The following is an 18,846-nucleotide window of genomic DNA, read 5'->3' on the forward strand; positions in this document are numbered from 1 at the left end:
GCCATGTTGCCCGCGTGTTTCGGGAGAACGGATGCCGCGCCGGCGCTCCTGCGCAGTCGCCGAGGATCGCCCTCTCCGCGCTCGCGCGGACGTACGCTCTCCTCGTGACCCTCCCGCGCCGAGGCGCCGGCCGCGCCGCCCCCGCGGCGGCGGGCATCGCGTCGGTCGCGCTCGGCGCGGGGCTCGGCGAGCTCGTCGCGGCGCTCCTGGCACCTCCCGCGAGCCCGTTCGCCGTCATCGGCGGCGGACTCATCGACCTCGCGCCCGCGTGGGCGAAGGACGCCGCGATCGGCCTCTTCGGCACGGGCGACAAGATCGCGCTGCTCGTCGGCATCGCCGTCGTCGCGCTCGTCCTCGCCGCCGTCGCGGGCGTCCTCGAGTCACGGCGGCCGCCATGGGGCCGGATCGTGATCCTCGCGCTCGCGGGGGTCGGGGCCGTCGTGGCGACGTTCCGACCCGACGCCTCGCTCATCGCCTGGCTGCCCGCCGCCGTCGCGGGCGTCGTCGGCGCCGTCGCGCTCGCGTGTCTGCTGCGGCTGCTCGGGGCCGATCGCAGAACTCCACTGATTCCGCAGGACGACGACGATGCGGCAGCCCCAGAGCCGCGCGCCGCGGTAGATCCGTGGAGTTCTGCAGGCCCGATCGACCGCCGCCGCTTCTTCGCCTGGACGGGCGCGACGGCGGGCACGGGCATCCTGGCCGTGATCGGCGCGAACCTGCTGCAGACGGGCTCACGCACGGTCACGGCTGTGCGCGAAGCGCTGCGGCTTCCCCGCGCCGCGACGACGGCGCCGCCTGTGCCTGCGACGGCCGAGTTCGGCATCTCGGGGCTCACGAAGGTCATCACGCCGAACGACCGGTTCTACCGCATCGACACGGCGCTCATCGTGCCGCAGGTCTCGACGGCGGACTGGAGCCTGCGCATCCACGGACTGGTCGAGGACGAGGTGACGATCACGTGGGACGACCTTGTCGCGCTCCCCCTCGAGGAGAGCATCACGACGCTCGCGTGCGTGTCGAACCCCGTCGGCGGCGACCTCATCGGCAACGCCAAGTGGCTCGGATACCCCATCCGTCTTCTGCTCGAGCGCGCCCGCCCGACGGCGGACGCCGACATGGTGCTCTCGCGCTCGATCGACGGGTTCACGGCATCCACCCCGCTCGAAGCGCTCACGGACGACCGCAACGCGATCCTCGCGATCGGCATGAACGACGCCCCCCTGCCGCTCGAGCACGGCTTCCCCGTGCGGATGGTCGTGCCCGGGCTCTACGGCTACGTCTCCGCGACGAAGTGGGTCACCGAGCTCGAGGTGACCCGATTCGACCGCGCGCGCGGCTACTGGACCGAGCGCGGCTGGTCGGAGCGGGGCCCCATCAAGCTCGAGTCGCGCATCGACCTGCCCCGGCACGCGCAGGGCCTGTCGGCGGGCGACACCGTCATCGCGGGCGTCGCGTGGCAGCAGCAGGTCGGCGTCTCCCGCGTCGAGGTGCAGATCGACGACGGCCCATGGCAGGATGCCGAGCTGGCGACGGCGATCTCGGACGACACGTGGGTGCAGTGGCGGATGCCGTGGACGGCGACGGAGGGCGACCACACCGTCCGCTGCCGCGCGACGAGCAAGGACGGTGAGCGGCAGACGTCAGACCGCGTGCCGCCGGCTCCCGACGGCGCGACGGGCTGGCACGAGATCTACGTGCCGGTGTTCTGACGCAGTCCCGCGTCTCACCCCGCCGCGATGCGGCGGGATCAGCCCGCGAGCACGACCCTCAGCTGCTCGACGGCCCAGTCGAGCTCGGTCGCGCGGATGACCAGCGGCGGCGCGATGCGGATGGTCTGCCCGTGGGTGTCCTTCACGAGCACGCCCCGCGCGAGCAGGCGCTCGGCGACCTGGCGCCCCGTCCCCACGGCGGGGTCGATGTCGACGCCCGCCCACAGCCCCGCGACGCGCACCGCCGTGACGCCGTGCCCGACGAGCTCGCCCAGGCGCTCCTCGAGGTGCAGGCCGAGCGCGGCGGCGCGGCGCTGGAGCTCCCCCGTCTCGAGCAGCTCGACGACGCGCAGCCCGACGGCCGCCGCGAGCGGGTTGCCGCCGAACGTCGAGCCGTGCTCGCCCGGTCGGATGACCCCGAGCACGTCCGCGTCGGCCACGACCGCCGACACGGGCAGGATGCCGCCGCCCAGCGCCTTGCCGAGCAGGTACACGTCGGGCACGACGTCTTCGCGATCGCAGGCGAACGTCTCGCCGACGCGACCGAGGCCCGACTGGATCTCGTCCGCGATCAACAGCACGTTGTTGCGCGTGCAGATCTCACGCACGGCGGCCAGGTATCCGTGCGGGGGGACGATGACGCCCGCCTCGCCCTGGATCGGCTCGATCAGGACGGCGGCCGTGTCGGGGGTGATGGCCGCCTCGATCGCCGCGGCGTCCCCGAACGGCACCGAGACGAACCCGGGCGCGTACGGGCCGAAGTCGTCGCGGGCCTGCGGATCGTCGCTGAACCCGACGATCGTCGTCGTGCGGCCGTGGAAGTTGCCGTTCGCCACGACGACGGTCGCGGCATCCTGAGGCACTCCCTTGACGCGGTACGCCCACGCCCGCGCGACCTTGATCCCCGTCTCGACGGCCTCGGCGCCCGTGTTCATGGGCAGGACGAGATCCTTGCCGCACAGCCGGGCGAGCGCCGACGCGAAGCCCGCGAGCTTGTCGTTGTGGTACGCCCGGCTCGTGAGCGTGATGCGTTCGAGCTGCTCGTTCACGGCCTCCAGGAGCGCGGGATGCCGGTGCCCGAAGTTGAGGGCCGAGTACGCCGACAGCAGGTCGAGGTAGCGCTTGCCCTCGACATCCGTCACCCATACGCCCTCGCCCTTGGCGATGACGACCGCGAGCGGATGGTAGTTGTGCGCGACGTGGAGCTCTTCCGCGTCGATGACGCGGATCGTGCCGGTGTAGAGAGCGGGAGTCGCGCTCATCGCGGGCCTCGCAGCTCGAGCGTGCAGCACTTGATCCCGCCTCCGCCGAGGAGGAGCTCGGAGAGGTCGACGAGAACGGGGGTGTAGCCGCGCTCGCGCAGCTGCGCCTCGAAGCCCTTCGCGCGGGGCGAGATGATGACGTTGCGGCCGTCGCTGGCGGAGTTGAGTCCGAACACGGCGCCGTCGTCGTCGGAGACGCGGATCGCGTCGGGGTAGCGGTCGGCGAGGATGCCCTGGCTGCGCTCGTCGAACGCGTGCGGCAGGTAGGCGATGTCGGCGCGCTCGACGCCGCCGGGGCCCTCGACGGGGTCGAGGACGGCGATCGCCGTGTCGAGGTGGTAGAACCGCGGATCGACGAGCTGGAGCGAGACGACCTCCCGGCCGAAGACCTCTCCCACTTCGCGGTGGCTGTCGCCGGTCGAGCGGAACCCCGTGCCGGCGAGGATCGTGTCGCCGACGAGGAGGAAGTCGCCTTCGCCCTCGTTGACCTCGCGCGGCACCACGACGTCGTAGCCGTTGTCGCGGAACCAGTCCATGAAGGCCGGCCCCTCGGGCACGCGCTCCTGGAAGCGGAACCGCGCGCCGTACGCGATGCCGTCGACGACGAAGCCGCCGTTGGCCGTGTAGACCATGTCGGGCAGGCCCGGGATGGGGTCGATCAGCTCGACGTCGTGGCCGAGCCGGAGGTAGGTGTCGTACAGCGCCTGCCACTGCCGAAGCGCGCGGGACGTGTCGGTCGGATTGGCCGGCTCCATCCACGGGTTGATGGTGTAGCTGACGGTGAAGTGCTCGGGGCGGCACATGAGATATGTGCGGCGCTGCTGGATCCGGCCGGTCGTGGGCATCGCCGGAGACTCTTCCGGTCCGTGAGCCTGTCGAAGGGTCGTGGACATTTCGCTCCTCAATCGCTTGGGGATGGCGGACGCTGTCCAGAGGCCCGGCGGAGCTGTGTGAAGCCGGCGACCCGGGCACGCCGGTGACCATTCTCGCACGCTCCCCGGCGGGTCTTGGCCGCACGTGCCGTTATCCGATCCGTCACCGCCGCGTCTCCTGCGCGGTGCCCGCCGGACACCTTTCGCGCTCACCGTGGGAAGACACGCCGGGAGGTCCAGTGGAGCAGATCGCACCGATCGCATGGGTGGAATCGCCCCTGCAGCTGATCGGCGCCGCCGAGTGGGCGGCCGCTGCGGGACTCGCCGTGCCGGTCGCGGGCCGACTCACGCCCCAGATGTCGGAGACGGCCGACGAGCTCGTGGCCCGCGGCGCGTGGTTCGGCCGCCTCGAGCCGTATCTCGGCATCCCGTGGCGGCTGCTTGCGCAGCACGGGCACTGGCTCGTCGGCGACGGCTTCTCGGGGCAGTTCCGGCTCGCGGCGACCGTGCTGCGCCCCCGCACCGTGACGTTCCTCGACGACGGCGCGAACACGCTCGCGCTCGGGGACGCGCTCCTCGGCCGACGCGCGTTCGCCCGGCCCGACGTCGCTGAGAAGGGGCTCACGACGACCTTCGCGCCGTTCGCGATGGAGACCGTCCTGCGCCGCGCGCGCGGGGGGCGGGTCGAGTTCTTCACGGCGTTCGATCTGGGCACCGAGCGGCGCGTGGCGCTGCGCGACCGCGGGTTCTCGCTGCGGCAGCACGAGTTCGCGTGGACGCGCGCCTCCGCTCGGCCTGCCACGAACCTTGGCGACCGCGTCGTGCTGGGCAGCGCGCGCCCCGTCGACGGCCGCATGACCCTCGACGCCTACCTCGAGTGGCTCTCCGCCGTCGCCCGCGACCGGGTCGTCTCCTACCTCCCGCACCGGCGCGAGACCGACGCGCAGCTCGCAGCGGTCGCCGCCGTGCCGCGCGTCGAGGTCGTCCCGTCGCACCTGCCGGTCGAGCTCGTGCTCGCGGGGGCGCAGGGGCCGCTCGACGTCGTGACCCTCCCGTCGAGCACCACGACGACGCTCTCGCTCGTCCTCGGCGCCGGGGCGACGGTGAACGGCCGTGCCGTCCGCGCGACGGCCGCGAGGATCCGATCGGCCGAGGCCTCGGAGCGGCGGGCGCAGGCATGAGCGAGGTCGTCGCCGTCATCCCGGCCCGCGGAGGGTCGAAGGGCATCCCGCACAAGAACCTCGCACGCGTGGGGGGCGTGCCGCTCGTCGCGCGGGCGATCGCCGCGGCGCTGCGGGTCGACGAGATCGACCGGGTCGTCGTCTCCACGGACGACCCCGACATCGGCGGCGTCGCACGGGAGTGGGGCGCCGAGGTCGTCGAGCGGCCCGCAGAGCTCTCCGGCGACACGGCGACGTCCGAGAGCGCGCTCCTGCACGCGCTGGAGGTGCTCGAGGGGCGGGGCGTCGACGTCCACGTCCTCGTGTTCCTGCAAGCGACCTCGCCGTTCATCGACCCGGTCGCGCTCGCAGAGGCTGTGCGGATCGTCCGCGCCCGGCGCCGCGACAGCGTGTTCTCCGCCGTCGAAGACCACGGCTTCCTGTGGCGCAGGGGGCTCGGCGATGCGGCCGAGGCCGTCAACCACGTCGCGGAGTTCCGTCCGCGTCGGCAGGACCGCGAGCCGCAGTACCTCGAGACGGGCGCCTTCTACGTGCTCCGCGCCAAGGCGTTCCGCCTGTCGGGACACCGGTTCTTCGGCTCCGTCGGCATGGTCGAGGTGCCGGGGCACACGGCGATCGAGATCGACGACGAGTGGCAGCTCGACGTCGCGCGCGCTCTCGCGCCTCGGCTCGAGGCACGCACGCCGATCGACGTCGACGCCGTCGTGACCGACTTCGACGGCGTGCACACCGACGACACCGTCACGGTCGACGAGCGCGGCGAGGAGTCGGTGCGCGTGAGCCGCTCAGACGGCATGGGCGTCGCGCTGCTGCGGCGCGCCGGCATCCCGACCCTCATCCTCTCCACGGAGCAGAACCCCGTCGTGTCGGCACGGGCGCGCAAGCTCCGCGTCGACGTCCGTCAGGGCGTCGACGACAAGGCGGCGGCGCTGCGCGAGTGGGCGGATGCCGCGGGCGTGCCGCTGGCCCGCATCGCGTATCTCGGCAACGACGTGAACGATCTCGCGTGTCTCGAGCTCGTCGGCTGGCCCGTCGCGGTCGCCGACGCGCATCCCCTCGTCGCCGCGGCGGCGCGCACGGTGGTGACCGCGAAGGGCGGCGACGGGGCGGTCCGCGAGCTCGCGGAGCGCGTCCTGCGCGCACGAGCCGAGGACCGCGACAACGCCCGCGCCCCCAAGCACGCCCGCGCCCCCAAGAAGGAGAGGACGCCCTCATGACGGTCGCCATCGGATCCCGCACGATCGGAGGCGGACGGCCGACGTACGTCGTCGCCGAGATCGGCCTCAACCACAACGGCGACGTCGATCTCGCCAAGCGCCTCATCGACGTCGCGGCGGACGCGGGGGCGGATGCCGTCAAGTTCCAGAAGCGCACGCCCGAGCTGGCGACCCCTGCGCACATGCGCGACATGCCGCGCGAGACGCCGTGGGGCACCATGAGCTACCTCGACTACCGCCGCCGCGTCGAGTTCGGCCGCGACCAGTACATCGAGATCGCCGACCACGCCGTGCTGCGCGGGCTCGAGTGGTTCGCGTCGCCGTGGGACGAGCCGAGCGTCGCGTTCCTGGAGGATCTCGGGGTCGCGGCCCACAAGGTCGCCTCGGCATCCCTCACCGACCACGCGCTCCTGTCGGCCCTGCACGACACGGGCAAGCCCGTCATCCTGTCGACGGGCATGTCGACGATGGAGCAGATCGACGCCGCCGTCGAGGTGCTCGGCACCGAGCGGCTCGTGCTCCTGCACGCGACCTCGACGTATCCGATGGAGCCCGACGAGGCGAACCTGCGCATGATCCCGGCGCTGCGCGACCGTTTCCCCGGGGTCCCCGTCGGCTACTCGGGTCACGAGCGCGGCCTGCAGGTCTCGCTCGCCGCCGTCGCGCTGGGCGCTGTCGCGGTCGAGCGGCACATCACGCTCGACCGCACGATGTGGGGCTCCGACCACGCCGCCTCGCTCGAGCCCGCGGGCCTGCAGCACCTCGTGCGCGACATCCGCATCATCGAGCAGGCGCTCGGCGACGGCGTCAAGCGCGTCTACCCCGGGGAGCTCGCACCGATGGCGAAGCTCCGACGCGTCGCGGCGTGAGGCCCGTGCGCGTCGTCGGGATCGCCGACACCGACTCGTACGTCAAGTGGTCGGCGGCGCTCCTCGGCGGCGCGCCGCGCGGCTGGGCCGTGTCGCTGTTCATCCTCGAGACACCCCTCGTCGTGAGCGAGCGGCAGCGTGCGACGGCCCTCGCGGGGAGCGGGATGGATGCCGCGGCCGTCCGCCGCGGCTCGTTCGAGAGCTTCGTCGCCTCTCTCGCGGCCGATCCGCCGGACGCCGTCGTGATCGGCGCGCGCGGCCCGCTCGTGCGGGTCGTCGCCCGCGCCGTGGCCGAGAACGCGCCGCGGGCCGTCATGGTGACAGGCCTGCCGGGCGTCGCGATCCCGGCGACGCGGAAGGCGCTCGTCTACCGCTCCCAGTGCGACCTCTTCGTCGTGCACTCGCATCGCGAGCGGCGCGCCTTCACCGCCGTCGCGGAGGAGTCCGGCCTCGTGCAGGACTTCGCGCTCGCGACGCTGCCGTTCGCCGCCCACGCGCAGGACGGCTCGCGCGCGTCGCGCTCGGGCGGGACCGATCTCGTGTTCGCGGCTCAGGCGCTCGTCCCCCGCGAGCGCGCGGAGCGTCTCCGGGTCGCCCGGCTCCTCGTCCGCGCTGCGGAGGCCGACCCGTCGCGGCGGGTCGTCGTGAAGGTGCGGGGCACGAAGGGCGAGCAGCAGACGCACGCCGAGCGCGACGCGTATCCCGGGCTGCTGGCGGAGCTCGGCCCGCTTCCGCAGAACCTCGTCGTGTCGAGCGGTCCCATGCAGGCGGCTCTCGACGAGGCGGAGGGGCTCGTCACGATCAGCTCGACCGCCGCGATCGAGGCGCTCGCACGCGGCATCCCCGTCATCGCCCTCGACTCGTTCGGGGTCGCGCGCGAGCTCATCAACGAGGTCTTCGCCGAGAGCGGGCTGCTCGGCGGCGACGCCGACGTGTGCGCGCGGCGGTTCCGGCATCCCGCGCAGGGGTGGCCGTACGACAACTACCTGCACGATCGCGCAGACGACGACTGGGCGTCCCGTCTGTCCGGGCTCGTGCGGCTGCGACGCGAGGGATCGCTGCCGGCGCGTCCGGCGCGGGTGCGCCGCGGCGGGCGCCTCCGCGACGCGTGGGAGCGCAAGATCGTGCTCGGCTCGCACGACCGGTCGCCCGCAGGCGTCGCGGCGCTCGTCGTGGGCGTTCCGCTGCGCGTGGGCCTGCGGGCCCTGAACCGCGTCCGGCGTGCGCTGCGCGGCGAGGACTCCGCCGTGTCGACGCAGATCGCGCTCGGCATCCGCGATCTCGCGACCGATCCCGCCGAGTAGCGATCGGGATGCCGCACCCCGCGGCGACCTCCCGCCTGCGTCCCTGACAGGGCTCAGGACGCCGCGAGGGCACTCCTCAGATCACGTCCTGGAACGTGAGATCGGGGTTTCCGAAGCGGTGCGCCGTGATCGTGACGGACTGCTCGTGCAGGAACGGGAGCAGCTCGATCCTGCCGGCGGTCGTCACCTCGTTGTCGTAGACGGCGAGGTCGGGATCGCCGCCGACCGCCTCGGAGAGGGCGCGGTGCAGCGCGGCGACCGCGGGGCGTGACCCGACGAGACGGGCGCGCAGCGCGGTCGTGCCCGTCCACTCGGCTTCGTCGCCGCCCGTCATCCGTTCGAGCCACTCCGTCTCGGTCTCGACGAACACGGGCCGTTCGAGGTCGGAGAGGGCACGGCGCACGGCGGGAGGCAGTCCCGTCGGCGCACTCAGGGTGAAGCCCGATCCGGAGCGGATGCCGGCCACGACGACGCGCAGGATCGCCTGCAGCGGGGCATCCTCCGTCGCACGGATCGCGACGCCCGCGTTGTCGCGCGAGATGGGGCGGTAGCGGAAGAGGTTGCGCTCGACGCCGAGCCCCGACACGTCCTTGACCTGGCCGAACTCGCGATCCCATGCGATCGCGTCGGCGAGCGCGGCGCGGCGCAGCCACTCGAACGCGTCGTAGTCGAGCGAGGGCTGCGCCGCCTCGATGACGTTCGTGATGCGCGAGTCGAGGCCGCGCAGGTGCAGCGTCGACGATCCGGTGGCACCGGCAGAGGCTCGCCACGAGCCCAGGCCGACGAGGTAGTTCGGCCCGCCCGCCTTGGTGCCCGCGCCAACGGAGGACCGCTTCCAGCCGCCGAAGGGCTGGCGCTGCACGATGGCGCCCGTGATGCCGCGGTTGACGTAGAGGTTGCCGGCCTCGACGCGGTCGAGCCACACCGCGAGATCGTGCGGATCCTGCGTGTAGAGGCCCGCCGTGAGCCCGTACGCGACGTCGTTCTGCAGCTCGATCGCGTGCGAGAGGGAGGCCGCGTGCATGACGCCGAGGACGGGCCCGAAGAACTCCTCGCGGTGGAACCGCGACCCGGGCTCGACGCCCGTGCGGATCCCGGGGGTCCAGAACCGCCCCGCATACTCCGGGCCGACGTCGAGGCGCTGCGGCTCGACGAGCCACTGCTCCCCGTCGTCGAGTGTCGTGAGCGCCCACTCGAGCTTGCCGTGCGGCACCTCGATGACGGGGCCGACCTCGCTCAGCGGGTCCGTCGGCGGACCGATGCGCAGCGAGCGGGTCGCGTCGACGAGCTGCCGCGCGAAGCGATGGGAGCGTCCGACGGGCCCTACGAGGATCGCGAGCGACGCCGCAGAGCACTTCTGTCCCGCGTGCCCGAAGGCGCTCCTGATGAGGTCGGATGCCGCGAGGTCGAGGTCGGCCGACGGCGTGACGATCATGGCGTTCTTGCCGCTCGTCTCGGCGAGGAGCGGCAGCTCGGGTCGCCACGAGCGGAACAGCCGAGCCGTCTCCCACGATCCCGTGAGGATGACGCGATCGACGTCGGGGTGGGAGACGAGCCGCCGCCCGAGCGCGCCCTCGTCGAGGTCGACGAGGGCCAGGACATCCCGCGGCACCCCGGCCTCGTCGAGCGCCTGCCACAGCGCCTCGGCGACGACCGCCGCGCAGCGCCGCGCCTGCGGAGCGGGCTTGAAGACGACGCCGGACCCCGCCGCGAGCGCCGCGAGCACTCCCCCCGCCGGGATCGCGATGGGGAAGTTCCACGGCGGCGTCACGACAGTGAGCCTCGACGGCTCGAAGATCGCGCCGCTCACGCGGTCGAGCTCGCGCGCCGTCGCCGCGTAGTAGTTCGCGAAGTCGACGGCCTCGCTCACCTCGACGTCGGCCTCGGCGAAGACCTTGCCGGTCTCGGACGCTGCGACCTCGATGAGCTCGCCCCGGCGCTGCTCGAGGTTGAGGGCGGCGGCGTGCAGCGCCGCGGCGCGCTCGCCTGCGGGCCTGGCGCCCCACGCGGCGCCCGCGGCGCGCACGCGCGCGACGATCGCCTCGAGCTCCGCGGCGTCGTCGACGCGCGCCGCGTCGATCGTGGCATCCCCCGCCGTCGAGATCTCGATGCGGTCCAGGATGCCGCGGGCCCACGCGCGGTTCGCGGGCAGGGCGGGGTCCGTGTCGGGCGCGTTGACGAAGCCCAGCGCGCCCACGACCCGCGTGCCGGTCTCGCGCGGAGCGTAGACCGCCGTCTCGACGAAGCGCTCGCCGCCGAACAGGACCGCGTCGGCGCCGGGTTCGAGCGGCGCCGTGTCGGTGCCGGGCTCGCTCGCGGACGATCGCGCGATGCCGAGCACGGCCTCCGTGAGCCCGTCGGTCAGCGCCCCCGCGGACCGGACGAGCCGGCGGCGCCCGTTCTCGGCGCTGGGCGCCGCCGCTCTCTCCGCCGCTCGATCCTGACGGCGCCGCGCTCCGGTCGGCAGGGCGGGGTCGGCCGCGCGGGCGATCGACGCGGCGAACCGCTCGCGCTCGCGCTCGAACATCACGGGGTCGTCGGCCAGGTCGAACGCGGCCGACAGGAAGTTCTCGCTCGACGCGTTCTCCTCGAGGCGCCGGACGAGGTAGCTGATGGCGACGTCGAACTCGTCGGGGCGCACGACGGGGACGTACAGGAGCACGTGCCCGACCTCGCGCGCGACGGCCTCGACCTGACCCTGCGCCATGCCCAGGAGCATCTCGAACTCGACGTCCGGCCGGACGCCGCGCTCGCCGGCGAGCAGCCACGCATAGGCGATGTCGAAGAGGTTGTGGCCGGCGACCCCGAGCCGGACGGCGGTCGTGTTCTGCGGCCGCAGCGCGAACTCGAGGCAGCGCAGGTAGTTCGCATCCGAGTCGACCTTCGCGTCGTACGTCGCGAGCGACCAGCCGTGCATGACGGCATCCACTCGCTCCATCGCGAGGTTCGCGCCCTTGACGAGCCGCACCTTGATGCGCGCACCGCCCGCCGCGACGCGCTCGCCCGCCCAGTCGGTCAGCCCCCGCAGCGCGGGCAGCGCGTCGGGCAGGTACGCCTGGAGGACGATGCCCGCCTCGAGCGCGCGCAGCCGCGGGTCGCCGAGGATGCGCATGAAGACCGCGATCGTGAGATCGAGGTCGCGGTACTCCTCCATGTCGAGGTTGATGAACGTGCCGTCGGCGGCGGCGCTGAGATACAGCGGAAGGAGCCGCTCGACGACTCTGTCGACGACCTCGTCGAACGCCCACATCGAGATGTGGCTGGCGATCGCCGACACCTTGACCGAGACGTAGTCGACGTCGGGGCGACGAACGAGCTCGTGGATGCCGTCGAGCCGGCGCAGCGCCTCGGTCTCGCCCAGGACGGCTTCGCCGAGGAGGTTGAGGTTGAGCCGTGCGCCGCTCTCGCGCAGCCTCGCGATCGCAGGGCCGAGCCTGTCCGGCCGCGCGTCGACGACGAGGTGCCCCACCATCTCCCGCAGCACTCGGCGCGCGATGGGGACGACCGGCGACGGCAGCACGGGTGCGACGGCCCCCCCGACGCGAACGGCGCCTCGGAGGTACCACGGGAGGAACTCGGGAACGAGGGGCGCGACGCGATGGAGGCTCGCCGCCGCGGCCGACAGGCTCTCGGGGCGCATGACCCCGTCGACGAAGCCCATCGTGAACGGAAGCCCGTCGGGGTCTTTCAGCACACCGGCGAGGCGCTCGGCTGCGGGGTCCACGTCGACCTTCGCGCTCTCGGCGATCCACCGTCGCGCAAGCTCCACGGCACGCACGGCGAGGTCGTCGCCGGGTGCCGTGTGGTCGGTGTCCCCCCGGGAAGGGTCGGTCACCATGAGTCCCAGCCTACGGGCAGTCGCGGCATCCGCCTCCCGGCGACGGGGCTCAGCTCCAGTCGCTCGGGGCGCTCGCCTTCGTCGACGGGAGAGCGGATGCCGCGGCCCAGTCGTGCATCCACTGCGCGATCTCCGGGATGCCGTCGGGTCGGCCCACCGCCGCGAACAGCTCCTCGTGCGAGAGCGTCCCGCCCGAGCGCTTCATCATGCGGGCCCGGACGATCGCCCGTGCGTAGATCTCGCCGTCGACGACGCAGCGGTGCTCCATGTACACGGCCCTGTCGTCGTGGCCGATCATGCGGGACTCCACGTCGAAGCGCTGCCATGGCTGCAGCGACTTGCGGAACGTGATCGTCTCGCTCGAGACGACGGCGTACCAGCCGTGGCTCTTCATGGCACCCGCGACGCCCGTGCGCACGAGCAGATCCCACCGTCCGAGGTCCATGAGCGACAGGTAGCGGCCGTTGTTCATGTGCCGCAGGACGTCGAGATCGGTCGGCATCGTCGTGAGCGTGATGCGCCCCACCTCATGCGGGGCGAGCCGCTTGCCGGCGCGCAGGCGGAGGCGGGCTCGGAGCATCACGAGGAGAGTGCGCCAGATCACGTTCACGAAGAGCGATCGTAGCCAGCGGCGCCCTGCGCCGTGATGCGTTTGTGGGATGCCGACAGCAGCGTCCTCCCGTCCTGCGCAGGTCGCCTCCCGTGACGGCCGCGCGCGGTGTCGACGCGAGCGCCGATCCGGACGGTCCCTCGACGCGGCGTGTCACGGCATCCGGTGCTGGATCCAGACGCGCGTCGCGCGGGCGCCGCGGTCGATTTCGCTGTCGCGGCGGGCCCGCGTAGAGTCGCGACATGGAAGCCGAACTCCAGACCGACATCGTCGTCCGTCCGGTGCGCGACGTGGATGCCGAAGCCCTCGGGCGGGTGCACGCGACGTGCTGGCACGAGACCTACGACCACCTCATCAGCAAGGCCGCGCTCGAGAAGATCTCGCCGCGACGGCTCGCCGAGCTGTGGACGCACTGGGCCACCCAGGGTCCCGACTTCAAGATGTTCGCGGCGCTCGTCGACGGCGACATCGTCGGATTCGCCGGCTCGGGGCCTGCGCGCGACAGGGACTCTCCGCGCAACCGCGAACTGTACTTCATCTATCTGCTCGACGCGTGGCACGGCACCGGCATCGGCCAGCGCCTCTTCGCCGCCGTCGTGGAGACGGACGAGCCCCTCTACCTGTGGGTCGCAGACGACAACCCCCGCGCGCACCGGTTCTACGCGCGCAACGGATTCGCGCTCGACGGCGCGCGGCATACGGAACCCTTCCTTGGCGAGACGCTCACCGAGGTGCGGTTCGTCCGCTGACGACACGCGTGCTGCAGGTCTGGCCCCTCGAGGGCATCCCCGAAGTGAGGCCCGGCGATGACCTCACGGCGCTCATCGCGGATGCCGCTTGCCCGGCGCTCGCCGACGGCGACATCCTCGTCGTGACGTCGAAGATCGTCTCGAAGGCCGAGGGCCGCATCCTGCACGCGGACGACCGCGACGCGGCGATCGACGCCGAGACCGTGCGGGTCGTGGCGTCACGCACCTCCCCGTCGGGCCACGTGACGCGCATCGTCGAGAGCCGGCTCGGGATCATCGCGGCCGCGGCAGGCGTCGATGCGTCGAACACTCCGCATGGGACGGTGCTGCTCCTCCCGGAGGACCCGGATGCCTCGGCCCGCGCGCTCGCGGCGGGTCTGCGGGAGCGGCTCGGCGTACGCGTCGGCGTCATCGTCTCCGACACGATGGGCCGCGCGTGGCGGGAGGGCCAGACCGATGCCGCGATCGGCGCGGGCGGCGTGCGCGTCTTCGAGGATCTGCGCGGGCAGACGGATGCCGAGGGCCGTCCCCTCGTCGTCACGATGCCGTGCGTCGCCGACGAGCTGGCGTCGGCGGCGGATCTCGTCAAGCGCAAGGCCGCGCGGCTGCCGATCGCGGTCGTGCGGGGCCGCGCCGAGCTGGTCGGCGATCTCGACCTGCCCGGCGCTCGCTCCATCATCCGGCCCGCCGAGCGGGACTTATTCCACACGGGATCTGCGGAGTCCTACGCCGAGGGGTTCGCGGCGGGCGCGGCATCCGTCTCCGCGCGCCCCTGACCGGCGACGTCAGTCCCCGGGGCGGAGCGTCGCGTTGCCGGCCGACACCGTGACGTCGACCGTGCTCTCGGCGCCGGGCGTCGAGCCGACGCGGTTGTCGAACCGGCCGGCCGAGACGTCGGACGACACGTCGTACCGGCCGTCGGGGACGGTCAGCGTGAGCGACCCCGCGCTCACGTCGACGGTGATCGTGCGCGGCTGCGCCCCCGTGAACGAGGCCACGAGGTCGCCCGCGCTCACCCCGAGGTCGGCGGTGCTCACGTCGGCGAGGTCGACGTCGGCGCGGCCCGCGCTGAGATCGACGGACACCGCGCGCGCCGAGCCGGAGAGCTCGGCGCGGCCCGCGCCGACCTCGAGCTGCACGTCGCCGAAGGCGCCGTCCGCCGTGATCTCGCCTGCCGAGATGCCCAGCTCTGCGTCGAGCGCCTCGAGGGACTCGGGAAGGCGGAGCACGGCATCCCCGCTTCCGCCGAACAGCCAGCCCGACCCGAAGAAGCGGGGCGAGCCGACCGTGAGCTCGTCGCCGTCCCGGCGCAGCGTCCAGCGGTCCGCGCCGACGGACGACGTGACCTGCAGCTCGGCCTCGTCGACGTCCGCGAACTCGATGCGCAGCGAGCCCGCCGCGAGATCGACGTCGAGCGCCTCGACGCCGCCGACCGCGAGCGTGCGCGTCGAGGTGTGAACGGATGCCGCGAACAGCGTCGAGACGACGGCCGACCCGATCGTGCCGAGCAGGATGATCCCGCCGAACACGATGAGCAGGATCGCGATGACGCGCGACGACGAGCGGGGCTGCTCGGGACCGGGAACAGGCGGCTGCGGCCCGAGCGGACCCCGGGCTCCCTGGCCGGGCTGCTGCCCGTACGGGGCCTGTCCGTAGGGACCGGGCTGCCCGTAGGGCGCGCCGTACGGAGCCTGCTGTCCCGAGGGCGCGGGCTGTCCGTAGGGGACGGGAGCCCCGTACGGGGCGGGCGGCGGCGGGGTGACGGGGGTGCTCATGAGAGATCTCCTGACGGGGTGGCTGCGGCCGGCGGCTGACCGCCGTGGGCGATGTGGACGAGGGCGGCGAGCACGCGGCGGTTTCCCGACTCGTCCTGTTCGAGGTCGAGCTTCTGGAACACGGCCGTGATGTGCTTCTCGACGCTTCCCTCGCTGATGTGAAGGGTCTTCGCGATGGCCTGGTTCGACTTGCCCTCCGCGATGAGTGCGAGCACCGTTCCTTCGCGATCGGTCAGGCGCTGCATCCGCTCGTCGCGTCCCCGGCGCCCGAGCAGCTGTGCGACGACCTCGGGGTCGAAGACGGTCGCACCGCCCGCGATCGCCTCGACGGTCTCGACGAACTCGCCGACGTCTGCGACGCGGTCCTTGAGGAGATACCCGAGCGCGCCTCCGCGGCCCGCGATGAGCTCCGACGCGTATCGCTCCTCGACGTACTGCGACAGCACGAGGACGGGCAGCTCGGCGCGTGCGGACCGCAGCCGCAGCGCGGCGCGGATGCCCTCGTCGGTGTGGGTCGGCGGCAGCCGCACGTCGAGGATGCACAGGTCGGGCGCGGTCGCGGCGACCTCCGCGTCGAGCTCCGCGGCATCCGGAAGCGCGCTGACCACCTCGTGGCCGGCATCCTCCAGCAGTCGCACGAGACCTTCGCGCAGCAGGACGGAGTCCTCGCAGATCAGAATGCGCACGGCACGCTCACCTCCACCGAGGTCGGCCCGCCCACGGGGCTGTCGAGGCGGATCTGCCCGCCGACGCCCAGCACGCGGTTGGAGAGCCCGTCGAGACCGCCGCCGGGCACGACGACGGCTCCGCCGACGCCGTTGTCCTCGACGCGGGCCCACAGGATCCCGCCTTCCCGCTGCCGCACGAGCACACGGCAGTCGGTCGCACGGGCATGCTTGGCGGCGTTCGTGAGCGACTCGGCGATGACGAAGTACACCGCAGCCTCGGCCGCGGGACCGCACCTCGTCGCGAGCCGCACGTCGAGGGTCACCGGGACGGGCGAGCGCGATGCGAGCGCCGAGAGGGCGGCATCCAGCCCCCGATCGTCGAGGACCGACGTGTGGATGCCGCGAGCCAGCTGCCGCAGCTCCGTGATCGCCGCCTTGGTCGACGTGTGTGCCTCGGCGATGAGCGCCTTCGCGGCCTCGGGGTCGGCGTCGATCTTCTGCTGAGCCATGCCGAGCGTCATGCCGACCGAGACGAGCCGCGGCTGGACGCCGTCGTGCAGATCGCGCTCGATGCGCGTGCGCTCGACGTCGGCCGCCCGTACGGCGCCGGCGCGCTGCACCTGCGACGTGCGGGCCTGCTCCGCGAGGAGGGCTTCACGCGACGGGACCATGATGGCGCGGGAGATGACCCCGTGCAGGATCGCAAGGCCGATGATCGCGGCCGCCGCGATCAGCGCAGAGAGGATGCCGATCGGGATCGCCGCCGCGATGGGGACGTCGATGCCCGTGCGGAAGAGCCGCACCGAGGCGGCGTCCGCCGCGAACAGCGGCGCGAACGCGAGCACGACGCCCGATGCCAGGATGCCGACGAGGATCAGGACGATCCAGCCGAGGATCGTCGCGATCGCGGCATTGGCGACGCCGCGCCACACCGAGGGGTCGATCGCCTGCAGCCACAGCGTGCGCAGGAATCCGCCGAACCCGGGTCGTCCGCTCGTGCGCGGGCGGCGCGGCGGCAGTCCGAAGCCGTAGAGGCCGTCGACGCGCGCGGCCTCGAGCCAGCTGACGGCGAACAGCACATAGACGAGCGCGACGAGGAACAGGAGGCCGACGAGGAGGACGGGCAGCAGCCCGAACCCGAGCCCCACGAACGTGAAGATCACCGTGAAGGCGACCGGTCCGACGACGCCGAGCGCCGCGAGCTGGAGGATCGCGCCGCCGACGCGCAGGGGCGACGCGATGCGCGCGTCCGGGGCGTCCGGCGGGCTCGGCGCGGGCGCCGGCACGGCGGGAGGAGGGGCGGAGGCTGTGGTCATGCCTCCACGGTAGGACTCGGCATCCGCCCGCGCCCCAGGGGCGGCCGGACACTTGTCTTCGGGTTATCCCCCTGTCAGCGCCCGCTCACGTTGCCGAACAGGCGCGCGATCGGGGCGAGGACGAGCGGTCGCGCCGCGACCCACGCGCCCGCGATGATGAGCATCGAGAGCGAGAAGATCCAGAACCCGGCCCAGTTGTCGGCGTAGGCCGTCGGGTCGACGGAGCCCTGCGCCGCGTACATGTGGTTCAGATTGCGCAGCGCCCCCGTCGCGAACACGAGCACGACGTGCACGAAGATGAACAGCACGAAGTAGATCATCACGGGGAAGTGCACGGCGCGCGCCCACTCGACCGGATAGGCCCTGTTGAGCGCCTTCGCGTTCTGCGGCCACAGCTTCGTCATGCGCGCCCCCGTGACCGCGGCGAGCGGAGCCGCGAGGAACACGGTGCTGAAGTAGGCGAGCTGCTGCAGTGCGTTGTAGTTGACCCACCCGTTCTCGGTCGGCCAGTCGAGCGACACGTACTGCAGGGCCGCGCTGACGGCGTTGGGGAAGACCTCCCACGACGTCGGCACGATCCGCATCCACTGCCCCGTCGCGAACAGCAGCACGACGAAGACGATGCCGTTGACGAGCCACAGGATGTCCAGGCCCTGGTGGAACCACAGCGCGAGGCTGATCTTCCCCTTGGGGGTGCGCCTGGGCGTCCAGAACACCGCCGGCCGCTTCTCCGTGCGCACCTGCAGACCGGACCGGATGATCAGGACCATGAGGAAGACGTTGAAGAAGTGCTGCCAGCCGATCCACGCGGGGATGCCGACGGGCGCCGCCTCCGGCAGGTGATACTCGCCCGGGAAGGCCGCGAGGAAGTCCCGCATGACGTCGAGGCTCAGCAAGAACCTGACGAGCAGCACCGCCATGCCCGCGGCGAACAGGAGCCCGCCGCCGCCCACGATGACGGCGCCGGCCCACTGCAGCCTCGTGAACGGCCCGATGCGCGTGGGCTCGGGCGTGCGGGCCGGGCGCTCGAAGGCGGCCTTCCCAGGCCACACGGTCCGCGGGACGGTCAGCGGGGGACGGTCGGCGAGCGTCACGGCGGTGGATGCCGCGGCCTGCCCGCTCGGCCGAGGTGTCAGTCCTTGTCGCCTCGCGACCCCGGAAGCGGCAGAGTCCGCCACCTCCGCAGTGGGCACGGCAGGCGCCGGTGTCGCTTCTTGTCGCCTCGCGACCCCCGAAGCGGCAGAACGTGCCACTTCGGCCTCGGCGAAGGGAGGCGTGCGGGCGGGGGCGGATCCGGCGGGCGGCCACGGTTCCCCTCCGGCGACGCGGGGGAGCCCGCGGCGCAACGGTGCGCCCGACGCCGAGATCTGGGATGCTGCCGCCGCAGGGGCGGTCGCGGCATCCGTCACCGTCAGGCCCGCCGCCGTCGGCGACGCCTGTTCCGGTGCGCGCGCGGGCTCAGCGCCGCCGGGGGTC

The 18,846-nt window shown here is 72.9% G+C and carries 15 protein-coding genes; 7 read left to right on the plus strand and 8 right to left on the minus strand.

Annotated features, from left to right (window positions below; all coding sequences use genetic code 11):
* The first annotated feature begins 104 nt into the window (after positions 1-104).
* Positions 105-1,709: a molybdopterin-dependent oxidoreductase gene (locus tag FHS08_RS04530; protein WP_167035877.1), complete on the plus strand. Its 1,605-nt coding sequence runs from the start codon at positions 105-107 to the stop codon at positions 1,707-1,709.
* Between the two features lie 38 nt (positions 1,710-1,747).
* Here FHS08_RS04530 and rocD read toward each other — a convergent pair whose 3' ends face one another.
* Positions 1,748-2,971, minus strand: coding sequence for an ornithine--oxo-acid transaminase (gene rocD / locus FHS08_RS04535; RefSeq protein ID WP_167035880.1), 1,224 nt, complete (start codon positions 2,969-2,971; stop codon positions 1,748-1,750).
* On the minus strand, positions 2,968-3,816 hold the full coding sequence (ddaH, locus tag FHS08_RS04540; RefSeq protein WP_167035883.1) for a dimethylargininase: 849 nt from the start codon (positions 3,814-3,816) through the stop codon (positions 2,968-2,970). The genes rocD and ddaH overlap by 4 nt, the downstream gene beginning before the upstream one ends.
* Before the next feature lie 266 nt (positions 3,817-4,082).
* Between ddaH and FHS08_RS04545 the strand changes: the two genes are divergently transcribed.
* The 4 genes from FHS08_RS04545 to FHS08_RS04560 are packed head-to-tail and all read left to right on the plus strand — an operon-like array spanning position 4,083 to position 8,414.
* Positions 4,083-5,024, plus strand: coding sequence for a hypothetical protein (locus FHS08_RS04545; RefSeq protein WP_167035886.1), 942 nt, complete (start codon positions 4,083-4,085; stop codon positions 5,022-5,024).
* The gene (locus FHS08_RS04550) at positions 5,021-6,241 is read left to right on the plus strand and encodes an acylneuraminate cytidylyltransferase (protein WP_167035889.1); all 1,221 of its coding nucleotides are present in this window, start codon (positions 5,021-5,023) and stop codon (positions 6,239-6,241) included. The genes FHS08_RS04545 and FHS08_RS04550 overlap by 4 nt, the downstream gene beginning before the upstream one ends.
* The gene (locus tag FHS08_RS04555) at positions 6,238-7,110 is read left to right on the plus strand and encodes an N-acetylneuraminate synthase family protein (protein WP_167035892.1); all 873 of its coding nucleotides are present in this window, start codon (positions 6,238-6,240) and stop codon (positions 7,108-7,110) included. Before FHS08_RS04550 ends, FHS08_RS04555 begins: the two co-directional genes overlap by 4 nt.
* Positions 7,107-8,414, plus strand: a complete 1,308-nt coding sequence (locus FHS08_RS04560; RefSeq protein ID WP_167035895.1) for a DUF6716 putative glycosyltransferase — start codon at positions 7,107-7,109, stop codon at positions 8,412-8,414. The genes FHS08_RS04555 and FHS08_RS04560 overlap by 4 nt, the downstream gene beginning before the upstream one ends.
* A gap of 76 nt (positions 8,415-8,490) precedes the next feature.
* On the opposite strand, the gene FHS08_RS04565 is transcribed toward FHS08_RS04560, so the two are convergent.
* Positions 8,491-12,252: a bifunctional proline dehydrogenase/L-glutamate gamma-semialdehyde dehydrogenase gene (locus FHS08_RS04565; protein ID WP_167035898.1), complete on the minus strand. Its 3,762-nt coding sequence runs from the start codon at positions 12,250-12,252 to the stop codon at positions 8,491-8,493.
* Between the two features lie 49 nt (positions 12,253-12,301).
* Positions 12,302-12,862 (minus strand): thioesterase family protein, encoded by a 561-nt coding sequence (locus FHS08_RS04570; protein WP_167035901.1) that lies wholly within the window; start codon positions 12,860-12,862, stop codon positions 12,302-12,304.
* Positions 12,863-13,104: 242 nt separating this feature from the next.
* On the opposite strand from FHS08_RS04570, the gene FHS08_RS04575 reads away from it, so the two are divergent.
* Both FHS08_RS04575 and FHS08_RS04580 read left to right on the plus strand, forming a co-directional pair.
* Positions 13,105-13,611 carry a GNAT family N-acetyltransferase gene (locus tag FHS08_RS04575; RefSeq protein ID WP_167035906.1) on the plus strand — a complete coding sequence of 169 codons (507 nt, stop codon included), beginning with the start codon at positions 13,105-13,107 and terminating at the stop codon, positions 13,609-13,611.
* Positions 13,612-13,619: 8 nt separating this feature from the next.
* Positions 13,620-14,387 carry a coenzyme F420-0:L-glutamate ligase gene (locus FHS08_RS04580; RefSeq protein WP_167035909.1) on the plus strand — a complete coding sequence of 256 codons (768 nt, stop codon included), beginning with the start codon at positions 13,620-13,622 and terminating at the stop codon, positions 14,385-14,387.
* 9 nt (positions 14,388-14,396) lie between these two features.
* Here the strand turns inward: FHS08_RS04580 and FHS08_RS04585 are convergent, their stop codons facing one another.
* The 4 genes from FHS08_RS04585 to FHS08_RS16780 form a co-directional block, all read right to left on the minus strand.
* Positions 14,397-15,386 carry a hypothetical protein gene (locus FHS08_RS04585; RefSeq protein ID WP_243847515.1) on the minus strand — a complete coding sequence of 330 codons (990 nt, stop codon included), beginning with the start codon at positions 15,384-15,386 and terminating at the stop codon, positions 14,397-14,399.
* On the minus strand, positions 15,383-16,072 hold the full coding sequence (locus FHS08_RS04590) for a response regulator (protein WP_167035912.1): 690 nt from the start codon (positions 16,070-16,072) through the stop codon (positions 15,383-15,385). The genes FHS08_RS04585 and FHS08_RS04590 overlap by 4 nt, the downstream gene beginning before the upstream one ends.
* A complete protein-coding gene (locus FHS08_RS04595; RefSeq protein WP_167035915.1) occupies positions 16,060-17,370 on the minus strand; it encodes a sensor histidine kinase in 1,311 nt (436 codons plus the stop codon). The genes FHS08_RS04590 and FHS08_RS04595 overlap by 13 nt, the downstream gene beginning before the upstream one ends.
* Before the next feature lie 74 nt (positions 17,371-17,444).
* The gene (locus tag FHS08_RS16780) at positions 17,445-18,548 is read right to left on the minus strand and encodes a cytochrome b/b6 domain-containing protein (protein ID WP_170283256.1); all 1,104 of its coding nucleotides are present in this window, start codon (positions 18,546-18,548) and stop codon (positions 17,445-17,447) included.
* Positions 18,549-18,846: the final 298 nt, after the last annotated feature.

It is taken from the genome of Microbacterium ulmi, assembly GCF_011759705.1.
GTDB classification, from domain to species: Bacteria; Actinomycetota; Actinomycetes; order Actinomycetales; family Microbacteriaceae; genus Microbacterium; species Microbacterium ulmi.